Raw genomic sequence first — 15,153 nt, 5'->3', positions numbered from 1 at the left:
TTCCCGCACGGATCGACCGGAACTCGACACCGGTGCCAACGGAAGTCCACACCGGTGCCACCCCCGCGCAGCCCCCACACGCAGCCCCCGAACTGAACTTTCGCCCAGAGCATGACGAATTGCTGGCACTCAAGTTGACCGAGTGCTAAGAGCGTTCTAGAGTCAGAATTAGCACTAGCACTCATTGAGTGCCAGTTTCATGAGACGGTCGAATCGCTCGGCACCCGCGACGACGAGAGGTTCATGGCAGCAGCCGCCGTCTGACTCGATGAAATAGAACCCAGCGAAGGGAGAGGGCCCGATATGTCGGTCTCCATCAAGCCACTCGAAGATCGGATTGTCATCCGTCAGGTCGAAGCAGAACAGACTACCGCCAGTGGTCTGGTCATTCCCGAAACCGCCAAGGAGAAGCCTCAGGAAGGCGAAGTTGTCGCAGTGGGCCCGGGCCGCGTTGCTGACAACGGCAACCGCGTGCCGGTCGACGTCGCCGTCGGCGACAAGGTCATCTACTCCAAGTTCGGAGGCACCGAAGTCAAGTACTCAGGCGAAGAGTTCCTCGTGCTCTCGGCTCGCGACGTGCTCGCCGTCATCGGCTGAATCCCCTGAACAACCACTTCACTGACAGGAGGACGAATGCCTAAATCATTGGAATTCAACGACGAAGCCCGTCGTGCACTCGAAAAGGGTGTCAACACCCTGGCCGACACCGTCAAGGTGACGCTGGGACCCAAGGGCCGCAACGTCGTGCTCGACAAGAAGTGGGGCGCTCCCACGATCACGAACGATGGTGTGACCATCGCCCGTGAGGTCGAGGTCGACGATGCGTACGAGAACCTCGGCGCACAGCTGGCCAAGGAAGTCGCCACCAAGACCAACGACATCGCCGGCGACGGAACCACCACCGCGACCGTTCTCGCGCAGGCCTTCGTCAACGAAGGACTGCGCAACGTTGCCGCAGGTGCCGCACCCGGACAGCTCAAGCGCGGCATCGAGACCGCCGTCGAGGCCGTCTCGCAGCAGCTGGGCACGATCGCCCGCGATGTCGCCGACTCCTCGGAGATCGCACACGTCGCCGGTCTGTCGGCTCAGTCGCCCGAGATCGGCAAGCTCATCGCCGATGCCTTCGACAAGGTCGGCAAGGACGGCGTGATCACGATCGACGAGTCGCAGGCCGCGTCCGTCGAGCTCGAGATCACCGAAGGAATGCAGTTCGACAAGGGCTTCCTGTCGCCGCACTTCGTGACCGATGCCGATCGCCAGGAGGCTGTGCTCTCCGACGCGCTCATCCTCATCAACCAGGGCAAGATCTCCAACATCCAGGAGCTCCTGCCCGTCCTCGAGAAGGTGCAGCAGGCCGGCAAGCCGCTGTTCATCATCGCCGAGGACATCGAGGGTGAAGCTCTGTCGACCCTGGTCGTCAACAAGCTGCGGGGTATCATCAACGTCGCCGCCGTCAAGGCTCCCGGCTTCGGTGACCGTCGAAAGGCCATCCTCGAGGACCTCGCCGTCCTCACCGGTGGCCAGGTCGTCACCCCGGACATGGGCATGAAGCTCGACCAGGTCACCCTGGAAGAGCTCGGCAACGCCCGCACCATCACCGTCACCAAGGACAACACCACCATCATCGATGGTGCCGGTGCCGACGATGCTGTTGCCGGTCGTGTCGCTCAGATCCGCGCCGAGGTCGAGAACACCGATTCCGACTGGGACCGCGAGAAGCTGCAGGAGCGCTTGGCCAAGCTCTCCGGCGGAGTCGCTGTCATCAAGGTCGGCGCCGCCACCGAGGTGGAGCTCAAGGAGCGCAAGCACCGCGTCGAAGACGCCGTGTCCGCTACTCGTGCCGCCATCGAAGAGGGCGTCGTCGCCGGCGGTGGATCGGCTCTGATCCACGCTGCGAAGGTCCTCGACGGCAACGACCTGGGACTGTCCGGTGACGCGCTCACCGGTGTCGAGATCGTCAAGCGCGGAGTCGTCCAGCCGCTGCGCTGGATCGCCGCCAACGCCGGCCAGGACGGCTACGTCGTCGTCGCCAAGGTCCAGGACCTTGAGTCCGGCCAGGGCTACAACGCCGCCATCGACGAATACGGCGACCTCATCGGCGCCGGAATCATCGACCCCGTCAAGGTCACCCGTTCGGCACTGCGCAACGCCGCTTCGATCGCCGCCCTGGTTCTCACCACCGAGACCCTGGTCGTCGAGAAGAAGGACGAGGAAGACGAGGACTGAGCCACCCGCTCGGACGTCAGTCAACTCTGACCACGACAGTGGCCCGGAACATCACGTTCCGGGCCACTGTCGCATTCACTCTCGCACGCATCGGCGTATGCACCCTCGCCGAGGCGGCCGCCGCTTTTTCGACGCATTCTGAGTGGCTGTGTCCGAGCCTGACCTCGGCGTCGGCTTGAACGCGAACGTATTCACCTCGGAGACAGGCGCTGTTCACGAGCGAACGCATCGCTGTCGTTACAGTGATCGGAACATTCGATTGAACTTCTGCAGTGCATGAAGTGAACAAGGGACCCATGAAGAGAATTACGATGATCGGCGATGTCGGGTGGAGCCAGTTCTACCACCTCGGCGATGAGGCGATGACGGAACTGGCCATCGATGAGCTTCGTGCCCGAGCGGATATCGCCATCACGCTTATCGCCGGTGAACCCCAGCACGCGAGCGAAATGTACGGCGTCGACGCTGTCAGACGCATCGGGTTCAGGCGCGACCGACGTCCCAATACCTCTCGGATGAAGAAGATCCTCGACTACGTTGCCGGAGATCGGAATGCGCTGAAGGCAGATGACCCGGCGATCGACGTCGTCGATGCAGTCCGGAATTCCGCGGCCGTCCTCATCGCGGGCGGTGGCAACCTCAACTCGATGTTCGCCCATCACATCTACGAGCGTGCGACCCTGGCGAAGATCGCCCGTGCCCTCGGCAAACCGTATGCGTTGACCAACCAGACTCTCGGCCCGCTCATCTACGACGAGGATCGGGACATCGTCCACGACCTCCTCGCCGAGGCGGAGTTCGTCGGAACCCGCGAAAGCTACACGACCCAGCTCGTCGACGATCTCGGACGAGGTTCCGCGACGGTGCGCCGTCAGGTCGACGACGCGTTCTCATTGACAGCCCGCGACGAGGACCGGTCTGCCGTGTCGGATCTGACCGAGCGTCCATTCATCCTGGCCAGCTTCGCCGAGAAGGCCTCGACCCCGATGTTCAGTGATGACGAATACCATGCGCGACTGGCGGAACTCACTCGTCGGCTCGCCGAGGTTACCGGGCTGCGGGTGCTGCTTGTGCCGCACGGAGGGGCGCTGCCCCCGGCACCGGAGACGAGAGACCAGCTCACCGACCCGAAGATCGCTCAGGCCAGCGGGCATGCCGAGGTCGTTCCCACGCGGATGCTCACCGCACGAGAGCTCATCGCTCTGACGGAGCAGGCCCAACTGGTCGTCGGCACCCGTTACCACGCGGCGATCTTCGCCGGAGCCGCGGGCATTCCCTCCGTCTCATTGGCACCCAACCTCTATTCGTCCATCCGGATGAGGGGAGCTGCGGAGAACGTCGGCATGGAGGATTACGTGCTGCCGCTCGATTCGGTCGACGACACCGTGTCGACTGCCGTCGGCGCGGTGGGAAACCGAGACGAGCTCACGGGCCGACTGAGTGCACAGTCGCAGAAGCGCCGCGCTGAGCATCAGCAGTGGTGGGACTTCGTCGTCGCGAAGACGCTGGGCGACAGCCCCGGAGCGGCGGAGACCGAAGCACCCGGCTTCTTCCACGCCGAAGCGATCGACAGCCCATACGTCGACGCCATCGGCGTAGTCCGTGAACGTCTCAACGCCGTCCAGAACTACGGGCTGGTGATGGCGCTCAAGGACCGGAAGGCGGCACGGGCGAACGAAGAGGTGCAGGCGGTGAAGTCGCAGTTGCAGCGCCTACGCGCCGAACGCGACGAGGCCCGCCGACGTGATGAGCGGCGCGAGTCCGAACCTGCTGTCCGAGCAGTCCGGCGCGTGGAGAGCACAGGTCGCCGAACCACGGAGTTCGCCCGTCGCGCATATCGCCGGCTGCGTGCCGCTCGCAGGTAGGGTCTCAGCTTCGATCTCGAAGGTGGGAGAGCCAGAAGGTACGCTCCGTAGGCGGGCCGAAGCGGATCTTGCCCTCCCACAGCTCGCTCACACCTACTGGCCAGTCGCTTTTCATGTTTCTGAGCGCTGATCCTCGTTAGTCTGGAAATGACAGCGTGCACCGACGCATGAGGAATCTATGACCACCGGCCCGACGATGCCCATCGCCCGACTTCGCGACGTTTCGAAGGTCTTCGATCCGAAAGGGGCAGCGGTCACGGCTCTCAGCGGGGTCAGCCTCGACATCGCACCGGCCAAGCTGACCGCGGTGATGGGGCCCTCGGGATCCGGGAAGTCAACACTCATGCACGTCCTCGCCGGACTCGACCGGCCGACTTCCGGAGAGGTCCGCCTCGGCGAGCAGGAGATCACCACGCTTGGCGACGACGATCTCACGGCTCTGCGCCGGCGCCGGATCGGGTTCGTCTTCCAGGCCTTCAACCTCGTGCCCACCCTCACCGTCAAAGAGAACATCCGCCTGCCCTTCGAACTCGACGACCGTCGGCCGGGTGCCGACGAGCGTGCCTGGATCACCACGATCGTTCACCGCCTGGGGTTGGAGGACCGGCTCAAACACCGACCCAACGAGCTCTCCGGCGGCCAGCAGCAGCGCACCGCCATCGCCCGGGCACTCGCGACCCGCCCGGACATCCTCTTCGCCGACGAACCGACCGGCAACCTCGATGCGAAGTCCGGTCGCGAGGTCATGGCGATCATGGTCGAGGCCGTCCGTGACTTCGGCCAGTCGATCGTGCTCGTCACCCACGACCCGATCGTCGCCGCCCATGCCGACCGCGTCATCTTCATCGCCGACGGCACCCCGGTGACCGAGCTGAACGACGCCATCACCGCCGAGGCGATCGCCTCGACCATGCTCGGCATCGACGAACGCGCCGACACTGCGGTGAGCCGATGAACCCGCTGCGCGAGATCCGGACCAACCCGCGGCAGTTCCTCCCCAGCGTCCTCGTCGTCTTCATCGCCGCCCTCTTCGGCACCGCGATCATGCAGGGCATCGCGATCCTCACGGCGTGGCTGTCGTCAGAGAAGATCATCGCCGAGTCCGAGACAGCGCAGAACTTCCTCTCGATGATCGGTGTCACCTTCTTCCTCATCGCCCTCTTCGTCTCCGCGATCGTCATCGCGAACACGTTCTCGATCATCATCGCCGGTCGCAGCCGCCAGCTGGCTCTGCTGCGCCTCATCGGTGCGTCGTCGAAACGGCTGCGCAGGGCCGCCTCGGTGGAGGGACTGATCATCTCCGTCCCCGCCGCGGTGCTCGCCTTCGCGGCATCGACCGGGCTGGCGAAAGCGGCCCAGAATTATCTGGGCAGCGCCATCACCGAGGAGGTCGCCCTCCTCACCCCGACCATGGCCGTTCCCGCCCTCGCCACGATCATCGTGACTTGGGCTTCGGCGTACCTGGGGGCGCGCCGCATCACCGGGATCTCGCCGATCGAGGCGACCTCGCAGGCGGTGGAGGTCCGGCCCGAGGATGCCCGGGCCTCATTGGGCGGACTCACGGCCTCGCTGATTCTGCTGTCGATGGGGCTGACGTTCCTCGTCAACGCCGTGATCGGGGCTGCCGACCATCGGATCAGCCTGATCAGCGTGGTGCTCACCGCATTGGGGTCGAGCCTGACCTTCCTCGGTGTCATCATCGGCCATCCGTGGATCCTGCCGCCCCTGCAGGCGGCGATCGGCTGGCTGTGCGGGCGCACCGCGGTGTCCCGGTTGGCCGCCTCGACGATCGCCCGCCATCCCACCCGGAATGCCCGCACGGTCATCGGACTCGTCATCGGCATCACGCTCATCGTCATGTTCGCTACCGCCATGACGACCTTCCGCGATCAGCTGCTGCGGTACGCGCGGTCGCTCGGCGAGGAAGGGTGGGGCGGCCTCGAGGACGCGCTGGCCACCGTCATCGACAAGTCGATGCTGTTCGCGCTGACCCTCATCCTCTTCTCCGTGATCATCGCCATCATCGGCGTCGCGAACACACTCATGCTCTCCGTGCGTCAGCGCACTCAGGAGATCGGGCTGCTCATGGCGCTCGGCCAGACCCCGAAGCGCGTGCGTCGGATGATCACCGCCGAAGGCCTGCAGCTGAGCCTGACCGCCTGCGCGGTCGCCGTCCCGCTGGGCATCGTCTTCGGGTGGGTCGGCGCACTGACCCTGCTCTCGCCCCTGCTCGGCCTCTTCGCACCGAGCGTGCCCTGGGCGGTTGTCATCGCGGTCATCGCCGTCATCGTCTGCACCCTCATCGCCGTATTCGTCGCCAGCCGCGAACCCGCCCGCGCGGCCACCTCGATCAGTCCCGTCGAGGCACTCGAAGCCGTGTGAGGTAGGCGCCGGGAAGGACGCCTCACCGAGGCTGTGCCCGGAGTCGGGATCGCCCTGCCGACCGCCGGACTGCGGCTGTTCATGCAGACACAGACGGACGGGCCTCAGTCGGCGGCCACCTCGCTGCGCAGCTTGTGCTTGAGCAGCTTGCCTGAGGGGTTGCGCGGCAGTTCATCGACGGTCAGTACTTCGCGCGGCAGCTTGTAGCGGGCGAGCTTGTCGGCCAGGTGGTCGCGCAGCTCTTCGACACCGAAGTCCTCACCATCGGTGGTCGTGATGAAGGCGACGACCTGCTCGCCCCACTGCGGATCCGGCTTCGCCACCACCGCGACGTCGGCGACCCGTTCGTGGGTGATGATAACCTCCTCGACCTCGAGGGAGAATACATTCTCGCCGCCGACGATGATGACGTCCTTCGAGCGGTCGACGATATAGAGATACCCGTCCTCGTCGAGCCGTGCGAGATCACCGGTCTTGTACCACTCGCCCTCGAAGGCCGCCTCGGTTGCTTGGGGATTGCCGAGGTATTCGCGCATCCGGGTGTCACCGGCGAACCAGATCTCGCCGGTCTGACCGGGACCTGCCTCGGCACCGTCGGCCGTGACCACGCGCATGGCGTTGCCGACCATGGCATGCCTGCCGACGGATCCGGCCTTGCGGAGCTGGTCCTCAGGTCCGAGAAGGCAGCCGGTCGGCCCCATCTCGGACATGCCGAAGAGGTTGTAGAACTGGTTCGTCCCATAGGCCTCGATGAGCATGGCCGCCGTCGCGCGGTCGATCGGAGCGCCGCCGTAGTTCCACCGGCGAATGGACGAGAAGTCGTAGTCGGAGAAATCGAAGCCGAGCTTCTTCGCGGTCATGATCGGCGCGACATAGGCGACAGTGGGTCCGAAGAACGTCGTGATCTGCTCCGCTGCGATGATCTGCATCGACTCCACCGGGTGATACGCCCGCTGGAGGACGACGGTCCCACCCATCTGGATCGTCGGGATGAGGGCGATATTCAGCGGCGCCGAATGCCAGATCGGCATGCAGATGAGGTACCGGTCGTCGCTGCGGTAGCCCATATTGAGGTTGATGAGAGTGCCGACTTGGACGATGTTGCGGTGCGAATGCACGCATCCCTTCGGTGAGCTCGTCGTGCCGGAGGTGTAGAGGATCTGCGCGACCTGTTCATCGGTGAAGTCCCCGGGGTCGGCCTCGGTCGCGGCATCGAGCTGGACATCGAAGCTGCCCGGGGTGTTGGGCTCGGTCTCCAGCCAGGCGATGTCCGGTGCCCCGGCCCGCGCGATCTCGGCGAGTTCGGTGCTGACGATGCCGAGCCTCGCTCCCGAGTGCTCGATCGTGTATTCGACCTCCGGAGCTTGGAACTTGTGATTGACCGGCACGACGGTCGCGCCGAGGTACCACGCACCGAAGGCGGCGAAGACGAACCCCGGGACGTTGAAGGTCATAATGGCAACGACATCGCCGGAGCCGACGCCGTTGTCGGCGAGCACCTGGGCTGCCTTGAGTGCTCGGTGCCGCAGCTCGGCGTAGGTGAGGCGCTGATCCTCATAGACCAGGGCTTCCTTGTCCGGGTTCCGCAGGACGGTGGTGTCGAGCATGGTTCCGAGCTTCATTGCTTCTCCTTGTGACGAGTGCCATACTGAAAACAATTGAACCACGATTCATTTCTTTGGGGAAGTGAGCCCTTCGACGATCCGAGGTGAGGATGGCGTATCGCGCAACCCAGCGCACTCGGGCCAATGCCGAGGCGCGTCGGGCCGGCATCGAACGCGCCACTCGACATGTCATTGCCCGCGGAGGATTCGCCTCGGCGAGTGTGGCCGCGGTTGCCGTCGAGGCCGATTGCAGTGCCGGGTCGATCTACACGTACTTCAGCAGCCGAGACGAGCTGCTGCGGCTGGTCTTCGCGCAGGCGGCAGGCCACGAGCTGGAGGTCATCGCCGGTACCGTCGCCGAAGCATCCACCGCCGCCGAGGTCGCGGAATCGACCGTCGAAGTCTTCGTCCGCCGCGCCGTGGCCGGTCGCCGGCTCGCCCACGCCCTGCTGCTCGAAGAGGTTCCCGAGCCTGTGCAGAGCGAACGTCTGCGGCTGCGCCGCGGATACGTCGCCGCCATCGGGGCAGCCCTTGACCGGGTGGGCAGCACGACGATCCCCGCCGAGGTGGTCGCCCGGTCGATCGTCGGAAGCGTCGGAGAGAACCTCGTCGACATCCTCGATCCGGCCACCCCGAATCCGAGCTCCGCAGAGATCGAGTCCCTCATCAAGGCACTGACCACCTACACCAGATCCGCATTAGGAGAACCATGACCACGACGCCCGACACCGCGTCAACGAAAGCGAACCCTGCAGCCGCACGCTCGGCAGACCCCGGGTCGGACCCCACCACCCCGCGGACGACGCATACGGTGTTCAACCAGGCGCCGCCTCGGCGAGATATCAACGAGTTCTCGCTGAATACGGCCCTGAAAGACGCGCTCGCCCACTATTCGCCGGGTGCCTCGCACGATGAGCTCGAGCGCATCGGGGCGCTCGTCGGCAGCGCCGATTTCATCAACGACGCACGCTTGGTCAACGTCCACGGGCCGGTGCTGCGGACCCACGACGACTGGGGCAATCGCGTCGACGAGATCGAATTCCACCCGGCTTACCACCGGATCATCGGCGATGCACTCGACGCGGAAGCCCACTCCTACGCCTGGACTCATCCCGGGCCGGGGGCGAACGTCGAACGCGCCGTGCGGTTCATGCTCTTCTCCCAGATCGAACCCGGCCACGCCTGCCCGGTGTCGATGACGCACGCGGTCGTGCCGTCCCTGCTCGTCGACTCCGCTCTCGCCGATTTCTGGGTGCCGCGTGCCACCGCCGCCGGGTACGATCCGCGGAGGGTCGACCCGGCGACGAAGTCCGCAGTGACCTTCGGCATGGCGATGACGGAGAAACAGGGCGGATCGGACATCCGCGCGAACACCACCACTGCGGTCCCGGTCGGCGACCACTACCTCATCACCGGCCACAAATGGTTCTGTTCGGCTCCGCAGTCCGATGCCTTCCTCGTCATCGCCCAACTTGATGAGGGACCGAGCTGCTTCGTCGTGCCCCGAGTGCTGCCCGGCGGTGACCTCAACTCGGTGCGGATCCAGCGGCTCAAGGACAAGTTGGGGAACAGATCCAATGCCTCCTCGGAAGTCGAGTTCGACGCCACCCAGGGGTGGCTGCTGGGGCAGCCGGGCAGGGGAGTGCGCACGATCATCGAGATGGTCGCCCAGACCCGGCTCGACTGCGTCCTCGGCTCGGCCGCGGGGATGCGCCAAAGTGTGGCCGAGGCGGCCTGGCACGCCCGTGGGCGCGCGGCCTTCGGCACCAAGCTCATCGACCAGCCGCTCATGCGCGCGGTCATCGCCGACCTCCAGCTCGAAACCGAAGCGGCCACCTACACGGCGCTGCATCTTGCCGCCGCCTACGACGACGACAGCCCCGAGGCGGCCGACTTCCGGCGCCTTGCCACGGCTGTCGGGAAGTACTGGATCTGCAAACGTGGGCCCGAGCACGCGTACGAAGCACTCGAGTGCCTCGGCGGCAACGGCTACACCGAAGCGTTCCCCCTGGCCCGCCGCTACCGGGAGCAGCCGGTGATGGCGGTGTGGGAAGGATCCGGAAACGTCATCGTCCTCGACGTGCTGCGTGCCTTGGCCCGTGAACCGCGAAGTGCCAAGTCGTTCCTCGGCTTCCTCGAGACCGGATTGGGCCAGCACACGGACTTCGATGCAGCCTACGAATCGCTGGCGCGGTCGCTGCAGTCAGCGGTGCAGGATCTGGATTCCGGGGATGCGGCCGCGCAGGCGGCGCTGCAGGGGCGAGGCCGAGTTCTCGTGGAGAAGATGGCGCTGCTCATGCAGGCGGCGATCCTCTTCGAATCCGCGCCATTTGAGGTGGCATCGAGTTTTGCGGCGGCCCGCCTCGGTGCCGATCGGGGCCGCGAGTACGGTGCCCTGCCCGACGGTGTCGACATCGACTTCCTCGTCGCCCGGGCGTGAGCGGGATGTCCTGTCGCTGAAAGCACAGTCTGAGTTGAACAGCACATGTTTGAAACTGGGCTATTCAACTCAAACTGTGCCGCGACGCGGGGCCTCCGGCGCGCAGCCGAGTGCGGTGGGGGCAGGGTGCAGCGGGGCGGTTGTTCAGCTGCGGCGGTGCGCGGAGACGCAGCGGCGGCGGTCGACGCGCATGACCCTCCCGCCGTTGCGCAGGCGACGCTGAACGCAGTCCGGCGGTCCGTCGAAATCCGGTCGCGGTGTGCGGGAGACGACAGCCGGCTTCTGTTCGAGATTGAACGAATCGGCTTCCCACTCCGAAGTGCGACGTGCCCCGAACTCGGATCTGTCGATGAACGCCCGGAACTCTGCGACCAGTCGTTCCTGCATGTCGTAGAGGTTCTCCTCGTTTCCGGGGAAGTCGAGGAGGACTTCAATGGCCTCCCCGGCGACGACGATCCGCGCAATGAGCCGACGCTCATCCTCGGTGTCTCGGAGCATCGCGATGCTGTCCCATTCGTAGTTCGCGAACATTCCGAGAACGATCGGGGTGACGACCTTCTCGCAGAGGACATCCTGCGTGAGTTCGATGCGGTCCATGTGTCCCACCATAGGTGCTCGGCCGGCGGGAATTCGAAGGCGTCTCGGAGTTTTGCGGAAACCGCGGCCGATCTGCGGTATCCGGCAGATTCTGTGCGGTTCCGCGCCAGAGCTTCCGCGCCGGTGCTTTCGCGACCGTGCTTCCGCGACGGTGCTTTCGCGACCGTGCTTTCGCGCGAAAGCTTCCGCGACCGTGCCGATGGCGGCACCGCATCGACTGGGGACGATTGTGGCGCCGCATCGGCTGGGGACGAAGGCGGCACCGCATAGACTTGGCCCCATGCCCCGCAGTCCGCTTCCGCCCCGAGAGGGAATCTCGGCGACCGCTCTGCGGGCCCCCGGTGGCAAGGCCACCCATGCGAAGAACCACCTGCCCGTTCCCGACTCGATCGGCGACTGGCTCGAGACCGAATTCCCCGAGGCGGCCCCCGAGTCCCGACAGGCGCTGCTGACTGATGGGGACATGTGCGACGAGGCGGGGCGCCCGGTGACCTGGGACGATCCGGTCATTCCCGGCGGGTTCTACTTCTTCCATCGCCCGGTCCCGGCCGAAGAGCGGATCCCCTTCGACGTCGGGATCGTGTTCGAGGACGAGGACCTGATCGTCGTCGACAAACCTCATTTCCTCGCCAGCACTCCGAACGGGCGCTTCGTGCGCGAATGCGTCGTCACCCGGCTGCGTGTCGATCTCGACCAGCCCGACCTCGTCGCCATCCACCGACTCGACCGGATCACCGCCGGTCTGCTGGTTCTGTCGAAACGGCCCGAGACGCGCGGCCGCTACCAGCGTCTGTTCCAAGACCGCAGGGTTCACAAGACCTACCGAGCTCTGGCGCCGGCCCCGCCGCCGGAGCTCGAATTCCCGATTGTCCGGGAATCGCGCCTGGTCAAGCCTGTCGGCGGACGCCAGGTGCTCGAAGTCGCGGGGGAGTCGAACGCGGTCAGTCGGATCCGACTCGTGCGCACGATCGGAGCACAGGGACTCAGCCCCAGCGGGACTCGAGTGGATACGGATGCAGTTGGGCCGCCTCGGCGAGGGGGAGGTGACCATGCACCGTCCGAATGGGCGGGAGACGAGGACGAAGGTCCGCCTCGGGGAGGGATTGCCGAGTACGAACTTGCGCCGGTCACGGGCAAGACCCACCAGCTGCGGGTGCACATGAACGGGCTCGGGCTGCCCATCCTCGGTGATCCGGTCTATCCGGTCGATCTCGGCCCGGATCCGTACGACTTCACGTCACCACTGCAGCTGTTGGCCGCGGAGATCGCATTCGACGATCCGCTGACGGGGTGCCCGCGCCATTTCAGCTCGCATCTGAGCCTCGACCCGGGTGCGGTCGCTGCGTCCTGAGCGGTCGGCTCAGGCAGAGTCGGCGGCGAAGTTCGCCCATGGTCGGCGGGGACACGGTAGCCTGGTGGTATGAGTCCACATTCCCCCGGCTGCACGTCAGAGGCGATCGTCGCCCTTGTCCGCACCCGCATCACCAGTGGTGAATACCCGGCGGGAAGCCCGGTCCGCGATGGTGCCTTGGCCAAGGAGTTCAACGTTTCGCGCAACACCGCCCGCGAATCGCTGAGCCTGCTGCGCCACGCCGGGCTGCTCACCCAGGAGCCCAACCGGGGTTTCTTCGTCTCCACCTTCGGCATCGACGAGCTCAAGGACCTCTACCGTGCCCGCCGAGTCTTCGAGATCCGCGCCGTCCAGGAATCGCAGGATGCCACCGACGAGGCGATGGCCGCCGTCGAAGCCTCCGTGGTCCGGGCCGAAACCGCACCGAAGAACGAAACCTGGGCCGATGCGCAGGAACACTCGGCATCGTTCCACCGCGCGATCGTCGGCCTCCTTGGTTCACCGCTTCTCAACGAGTTCTACCTCAACCTCATGGCTCGGCTGTCGACGACGTTTTCGCGCTCGCCCGAACCCGGCAAATACCATTCGCACTGGGCGAATCCGCACCGGGATATCCTCGAGAAGATGAAGTCCGGGGACCGGCAGGGCGCCGAAGGGCTGCTGCGCATCCACCTCGACGACTCCGAAGCCTCGACCCTCGACCTCGCACGGTCCGTGGGGGAGGGGCGGTAGAGCTTCGGTGAGGATGGGGCGGCGGCCACCTGTTTCGGTGATGGCTTGACGATGAGCCGCCTCGGTGAAGGTTTCCCGCACGAATCCGACAGCTTTTCCTGTGTAGCCAGTCTCACAGTGCTCGGTACTTGAACCCATAGCCGTCGGCTGTCGCGCTCCGATAGCATTGAGCCACCGTATCTTCGCGTCGAAAGGCTGTCTTCATGGGAAACCCTGAGCAGGAATCACAGGCCGCAAACGATCCGTTCTCGCTGACGGGACTCACGTATGACGATGTCCTCCTCCTGCCAGGCGACACCGATGTCATCCCTTCCGAAGCCTCCACGGCCTCCCGGGTGACCAAGGAGATCGAACTCAACATTCCGCTCGTCTCCGCGGCGATGGACACCGTGACCGAATCCCGGATGGCGATCGCCATGGCCCGCATCGGCGGCCTGGGCATCATCCACCGCAACCTCTCCGCCGAGGATCAGGCGAACCAGGTCGATTACGTCAAGCGCTCCGAATCGGGCATGATCAACGACCCGCTGACGATCACCGCGGACAAGACGCTGGAAGAGCTCGACGAGATCTGCGGCAAGTACCGCATCTCCGGACTGCCCGTCGTTGACGAGAACAATGTGCTCGTCGGCATCGTGACCAACCGCGACCTGCGCTTCGTCACCCGCAGCGAATTCCCCACGCGCACCGTCGCCGAGACGATGACGAAGATGCCGCTGGTCACCGCCCCCGTCGGCGTGGCCGCCGAGAAGGCCTTCGAGCTGCTCGCCGAACACAAGGTCGAGAAGCTGCCCCTCGTCGATGACAATAACGTCATCCAGGGCCTCATCACCGTCAAGGACTTCGTCAAGACCGAGGAATACCCGCTGGCGACCAAGGACGACGAGGGTCGCCTGCGTGTCGGTGCCGCCGTCGGATTCTACGGCGACGCCTACGAGCGTGCAGGACTGCTCGCCGAGGCGGGAGCCGACGTCCTCGTCGTCGACACCGCCAACGGTCACGCCCGCGGAGTCACCGACATGATCAAGAAGGTCAAGTCCGATCCGGCGTTCTCCGGCGTGCAGATCATCGGCGGAAACGTCGCCACGAAGGAAGGCGCGCAGGCGCTCGTCGAGGCCGGAGTCGACGCCGTCAAGGTCGGCGTGGGACCCGGATCGATCTGCACCACCCGCGTCGTCGCCGGTGTCGGCGTCCCGCAGGTCACCGCCGTCCACCTCGCCGCTCAGGCCGCCCGAGCCGCCGGCGTCCCGGTCATCGCCGACGGCGGACTCCAGTACTCCGGTGACATCGGCAAGGCGCTGGTCGCCGGTGCCGACACCGTCATGCTCGGATCCCTGCTGGCCGGGTGCAACGAGTCGCCGGGCGAACTCATCTTCGTCAACGGCAAGCAGTACAAGGCCTACCGCGGCATGGGCTCGCTGGGCGCGATGGCTCCGCGCAAGGGCAAGTCGTATTCGAAGGATCGCTACTTCCAGGCCGATATCGCCACCGACACCGACCTCATCCCCGAGGGCATCGAAGGTCGTGTCGCCTATCGCGGTCACCTCAAGCAGGTCGCCCACCAGCTCACCGGAGGTCTGCGCCAGACGATGTTCTACGTCGGCGCCCGCACCGTCGACGAGCTCAAGGCCAAGGGCAAGTTCGTCCGTCTGACCACGGCTGGGTTGAAGGAAAGTCACCCGCACGATATCCAGATGACCGTCGAGGCCCCGAACTACGTCGTGAAGTGAGGTAGGCAGGACCTCTGGCAGAGGGGACTCTGGTCGATGAGAAGCCGCAGTTTCCGCGTTTGCGCGGAGGCTGCGGCTTTTTCGTGCGTCTGCGAATGCGCGGGGGTTGCGGCTTTTTCGTGCGTTCGCGAGTGCGCGGCATTTCTAGGTCAGCTTCGGATACTGTCTGACCGAAAGTAGGTCAGCATCGGATACTTTTCCGGCGACAGAAGTATCCGATGGTGAC

At 65.3% G+C, this 15,153-nt stretch carries 12 protein-coding genes; 10 read left to right on the top strand and 2 right to left on the bottom strand.

What is annotated here, in order from left to right; all coding sequences use genetic code 11:
• Positions 1-303: 303 nt before the first annotated feature.
• From groES to CXR29_RS13115, 5 genes are all read left to right on the top strand, one after another.
• On the top strand, positions 304-597 hold the full coding sequence (gene groES / locus CXR29_RS13135) for a co-chaperone GroES (RefSeq protein ID WP_127364751.1): 294 nt from the start codon (positions 304-306) through the stop codon (positions 595-597).
• Positions 598-633: 36 nt separating this feature from the next.
• Positions 634-2,226 (top strand): chaperonin GroEL, encoded by a 1,593-nt coding sequence (gene groL / locus CXR29_RS13130; RefSeq protein WP_127364750.1) that lies wholly within the window; start codon positions 634-636, stop codon positions 2,224-2,226.
• Between the two features lie 296 nt (positions 2,227-2,522).
• Positions 2,523-4,091: a polysaccharide pyruvyl transferase family protein gene (locus tag CXR29_RS13125; protein WP_127364749.1), complete on the top strand. Its 1,569-nt coding sequence runs from the start codon at positions 2,523-2,525 to the stop codon at positions 4,089-4,091.
• Between the two features lie 178 nt (positions 4,092-4,269).
• The gene (locus CXR29_RS13120; protein ID WP_127364748.1) at positions 4,270-5,046 is read left to right on the top strand and encodes an ABC transporter ATP-binding protein; all 777 of its coding nucleotides are present in this window, start codon (positions 4,270-4,272) and stop codon (positions 5,044-5,046) included.
• On the top strand, positions 5,043-6,473 hold the full coding sequence (locus tag CXR29_RS13115; protein WP_127364747.1) for an ABC transporter permease: 1,431 nt from the start codon (positions 5,043-5,045) through the stop codon (positions 6,471-6,473). The genes CXR29_RS13120 and CXR29_RS13115 overlap by 4 nt, the downstream gene beginning before the upstream one ends.
• 104 nt (positions 6,474-6,577) lie before the next feature.
• Here the strand turns inward: CXR29_RS13115 and CXR29_RS13110 are convergent, their stop codons facing one another.
• Positions 6,578-8,095 (bottom strand): class I adenylate-forming enzyme family protein, encoded by a 1,518-nt coding sequence (locus CXR29_RS13110; RefSeq protein ID WP_127364746.1) that lies wholly within the window; start codon positions 8,093-8,095, stop codon positions 6,578-6,580.
• 92 nt (positions 8,096-8,187) lie between these two features.
• On the opposite strand from CXR29_RS13110, the gene CXR29_RS13105 reads away from it, so the two are divergent.
• Both CXR29_RS13105 and CXR29_RS13100 read left to right on the top strand, forming a co-directional pair.
• A complete protein-coding gene (locus CXR29_RS13105) occupies positions 8,188-8,790 on the top strand; it encodes a TetR family transcriptional regulator (RefSeq protein WP_127364745.1) in 603 nt (200 codons plus the stop codon).
• Positions 8,787-10,517 (top strand): acyl-CoA dehydrogenase family protein, encoded by a 1,731-nt coding sequence (locus tag CXR29_RS13100; protein WP_127364744.1) that lies wholly within the window; start codon positions 8,787-8,789, stop codon positions 10,515-10,517. The genes CXR29_RS13105 and CXR29_RS13100 overlap by 4 nt, the downstream gene beginning before the upstream one ends.
• Before the next feature lie 144 nt (positions 10,518-10,661).
• On the opposite strand, the gene CXR29_RS13095 is transcribed toward CXR29_RS13100, so the two are convergent.
• Positions 10,662-11,114: a hypothetical protein gene (locus tag CXR29_RS13095; protein WP_127364743.1), complete on the bottom strand. Its 453-nt coding sequence runs from the start codon at positions 11,112-11,114 to the stop codon at positions 10,662-10,664.
• A 280-nt stretch (positions 11,115-11,394) separates the two neighbouring features.
• Between CXR29_RS13095 and CXR29_RS13090 the strand changes: the two genes are divergently transcribed.
• From CXR29_RS13090 to guaB, 3 genes are all read left to right on the top strand, one after another.
• Positions 11,395-12,465 (top strand): pseudouridine synthase, encoded by a 1,071-nt coding sequence (locus CXR29_RS13090; RefSeq protein WP_127364742.1) that lies wholly within the window; start codon positions 11,395-11,397, stop codon positions 12,463-12,465.
• Positions 12,466-12,534: 69 nt separating this feature from the next.
• On the top strand, positions 12,535-13,197 hold the full coding sequence (locus CXR29_RS13085; protein ID WP_127364741.1) for a GntR family transcriptional regulator: 663 nt from the start codon (positions 12,535-12,537) through the stop codon (positions 13,195-13,197).
• Positions 13,198-13,400: 203 nt separating this feature from the next.
• Positions 13,401-14,927, top strand: a complete 1,527-nt coding sequence (guaB, locus tag CXR29_RS13080) for an IMP dehydrogenase (protein WP_127364740.1) — start codon at positions 13,401-13,403, stop codon at positions 14,925-14,927.
• The last annotated feature ends 226 nt before the right edge of the window (positions 14,928-15,153 follow it).

The organism is Brevibacterium linens (assembly GCF_003999335.1).
Classification (GTDB): domain Bacteria; phylum Actinomycetota; class Actinomycetes; order Actinomycetales; family Brevibacteriaceae; genus Brevibacterium; species Brevibacterium linens.
The sequence above is the reverse complement of the archived record's forward strand: the minus strand, read 5'-3'. Positions and strand labels throughout refer to the sequence as shown.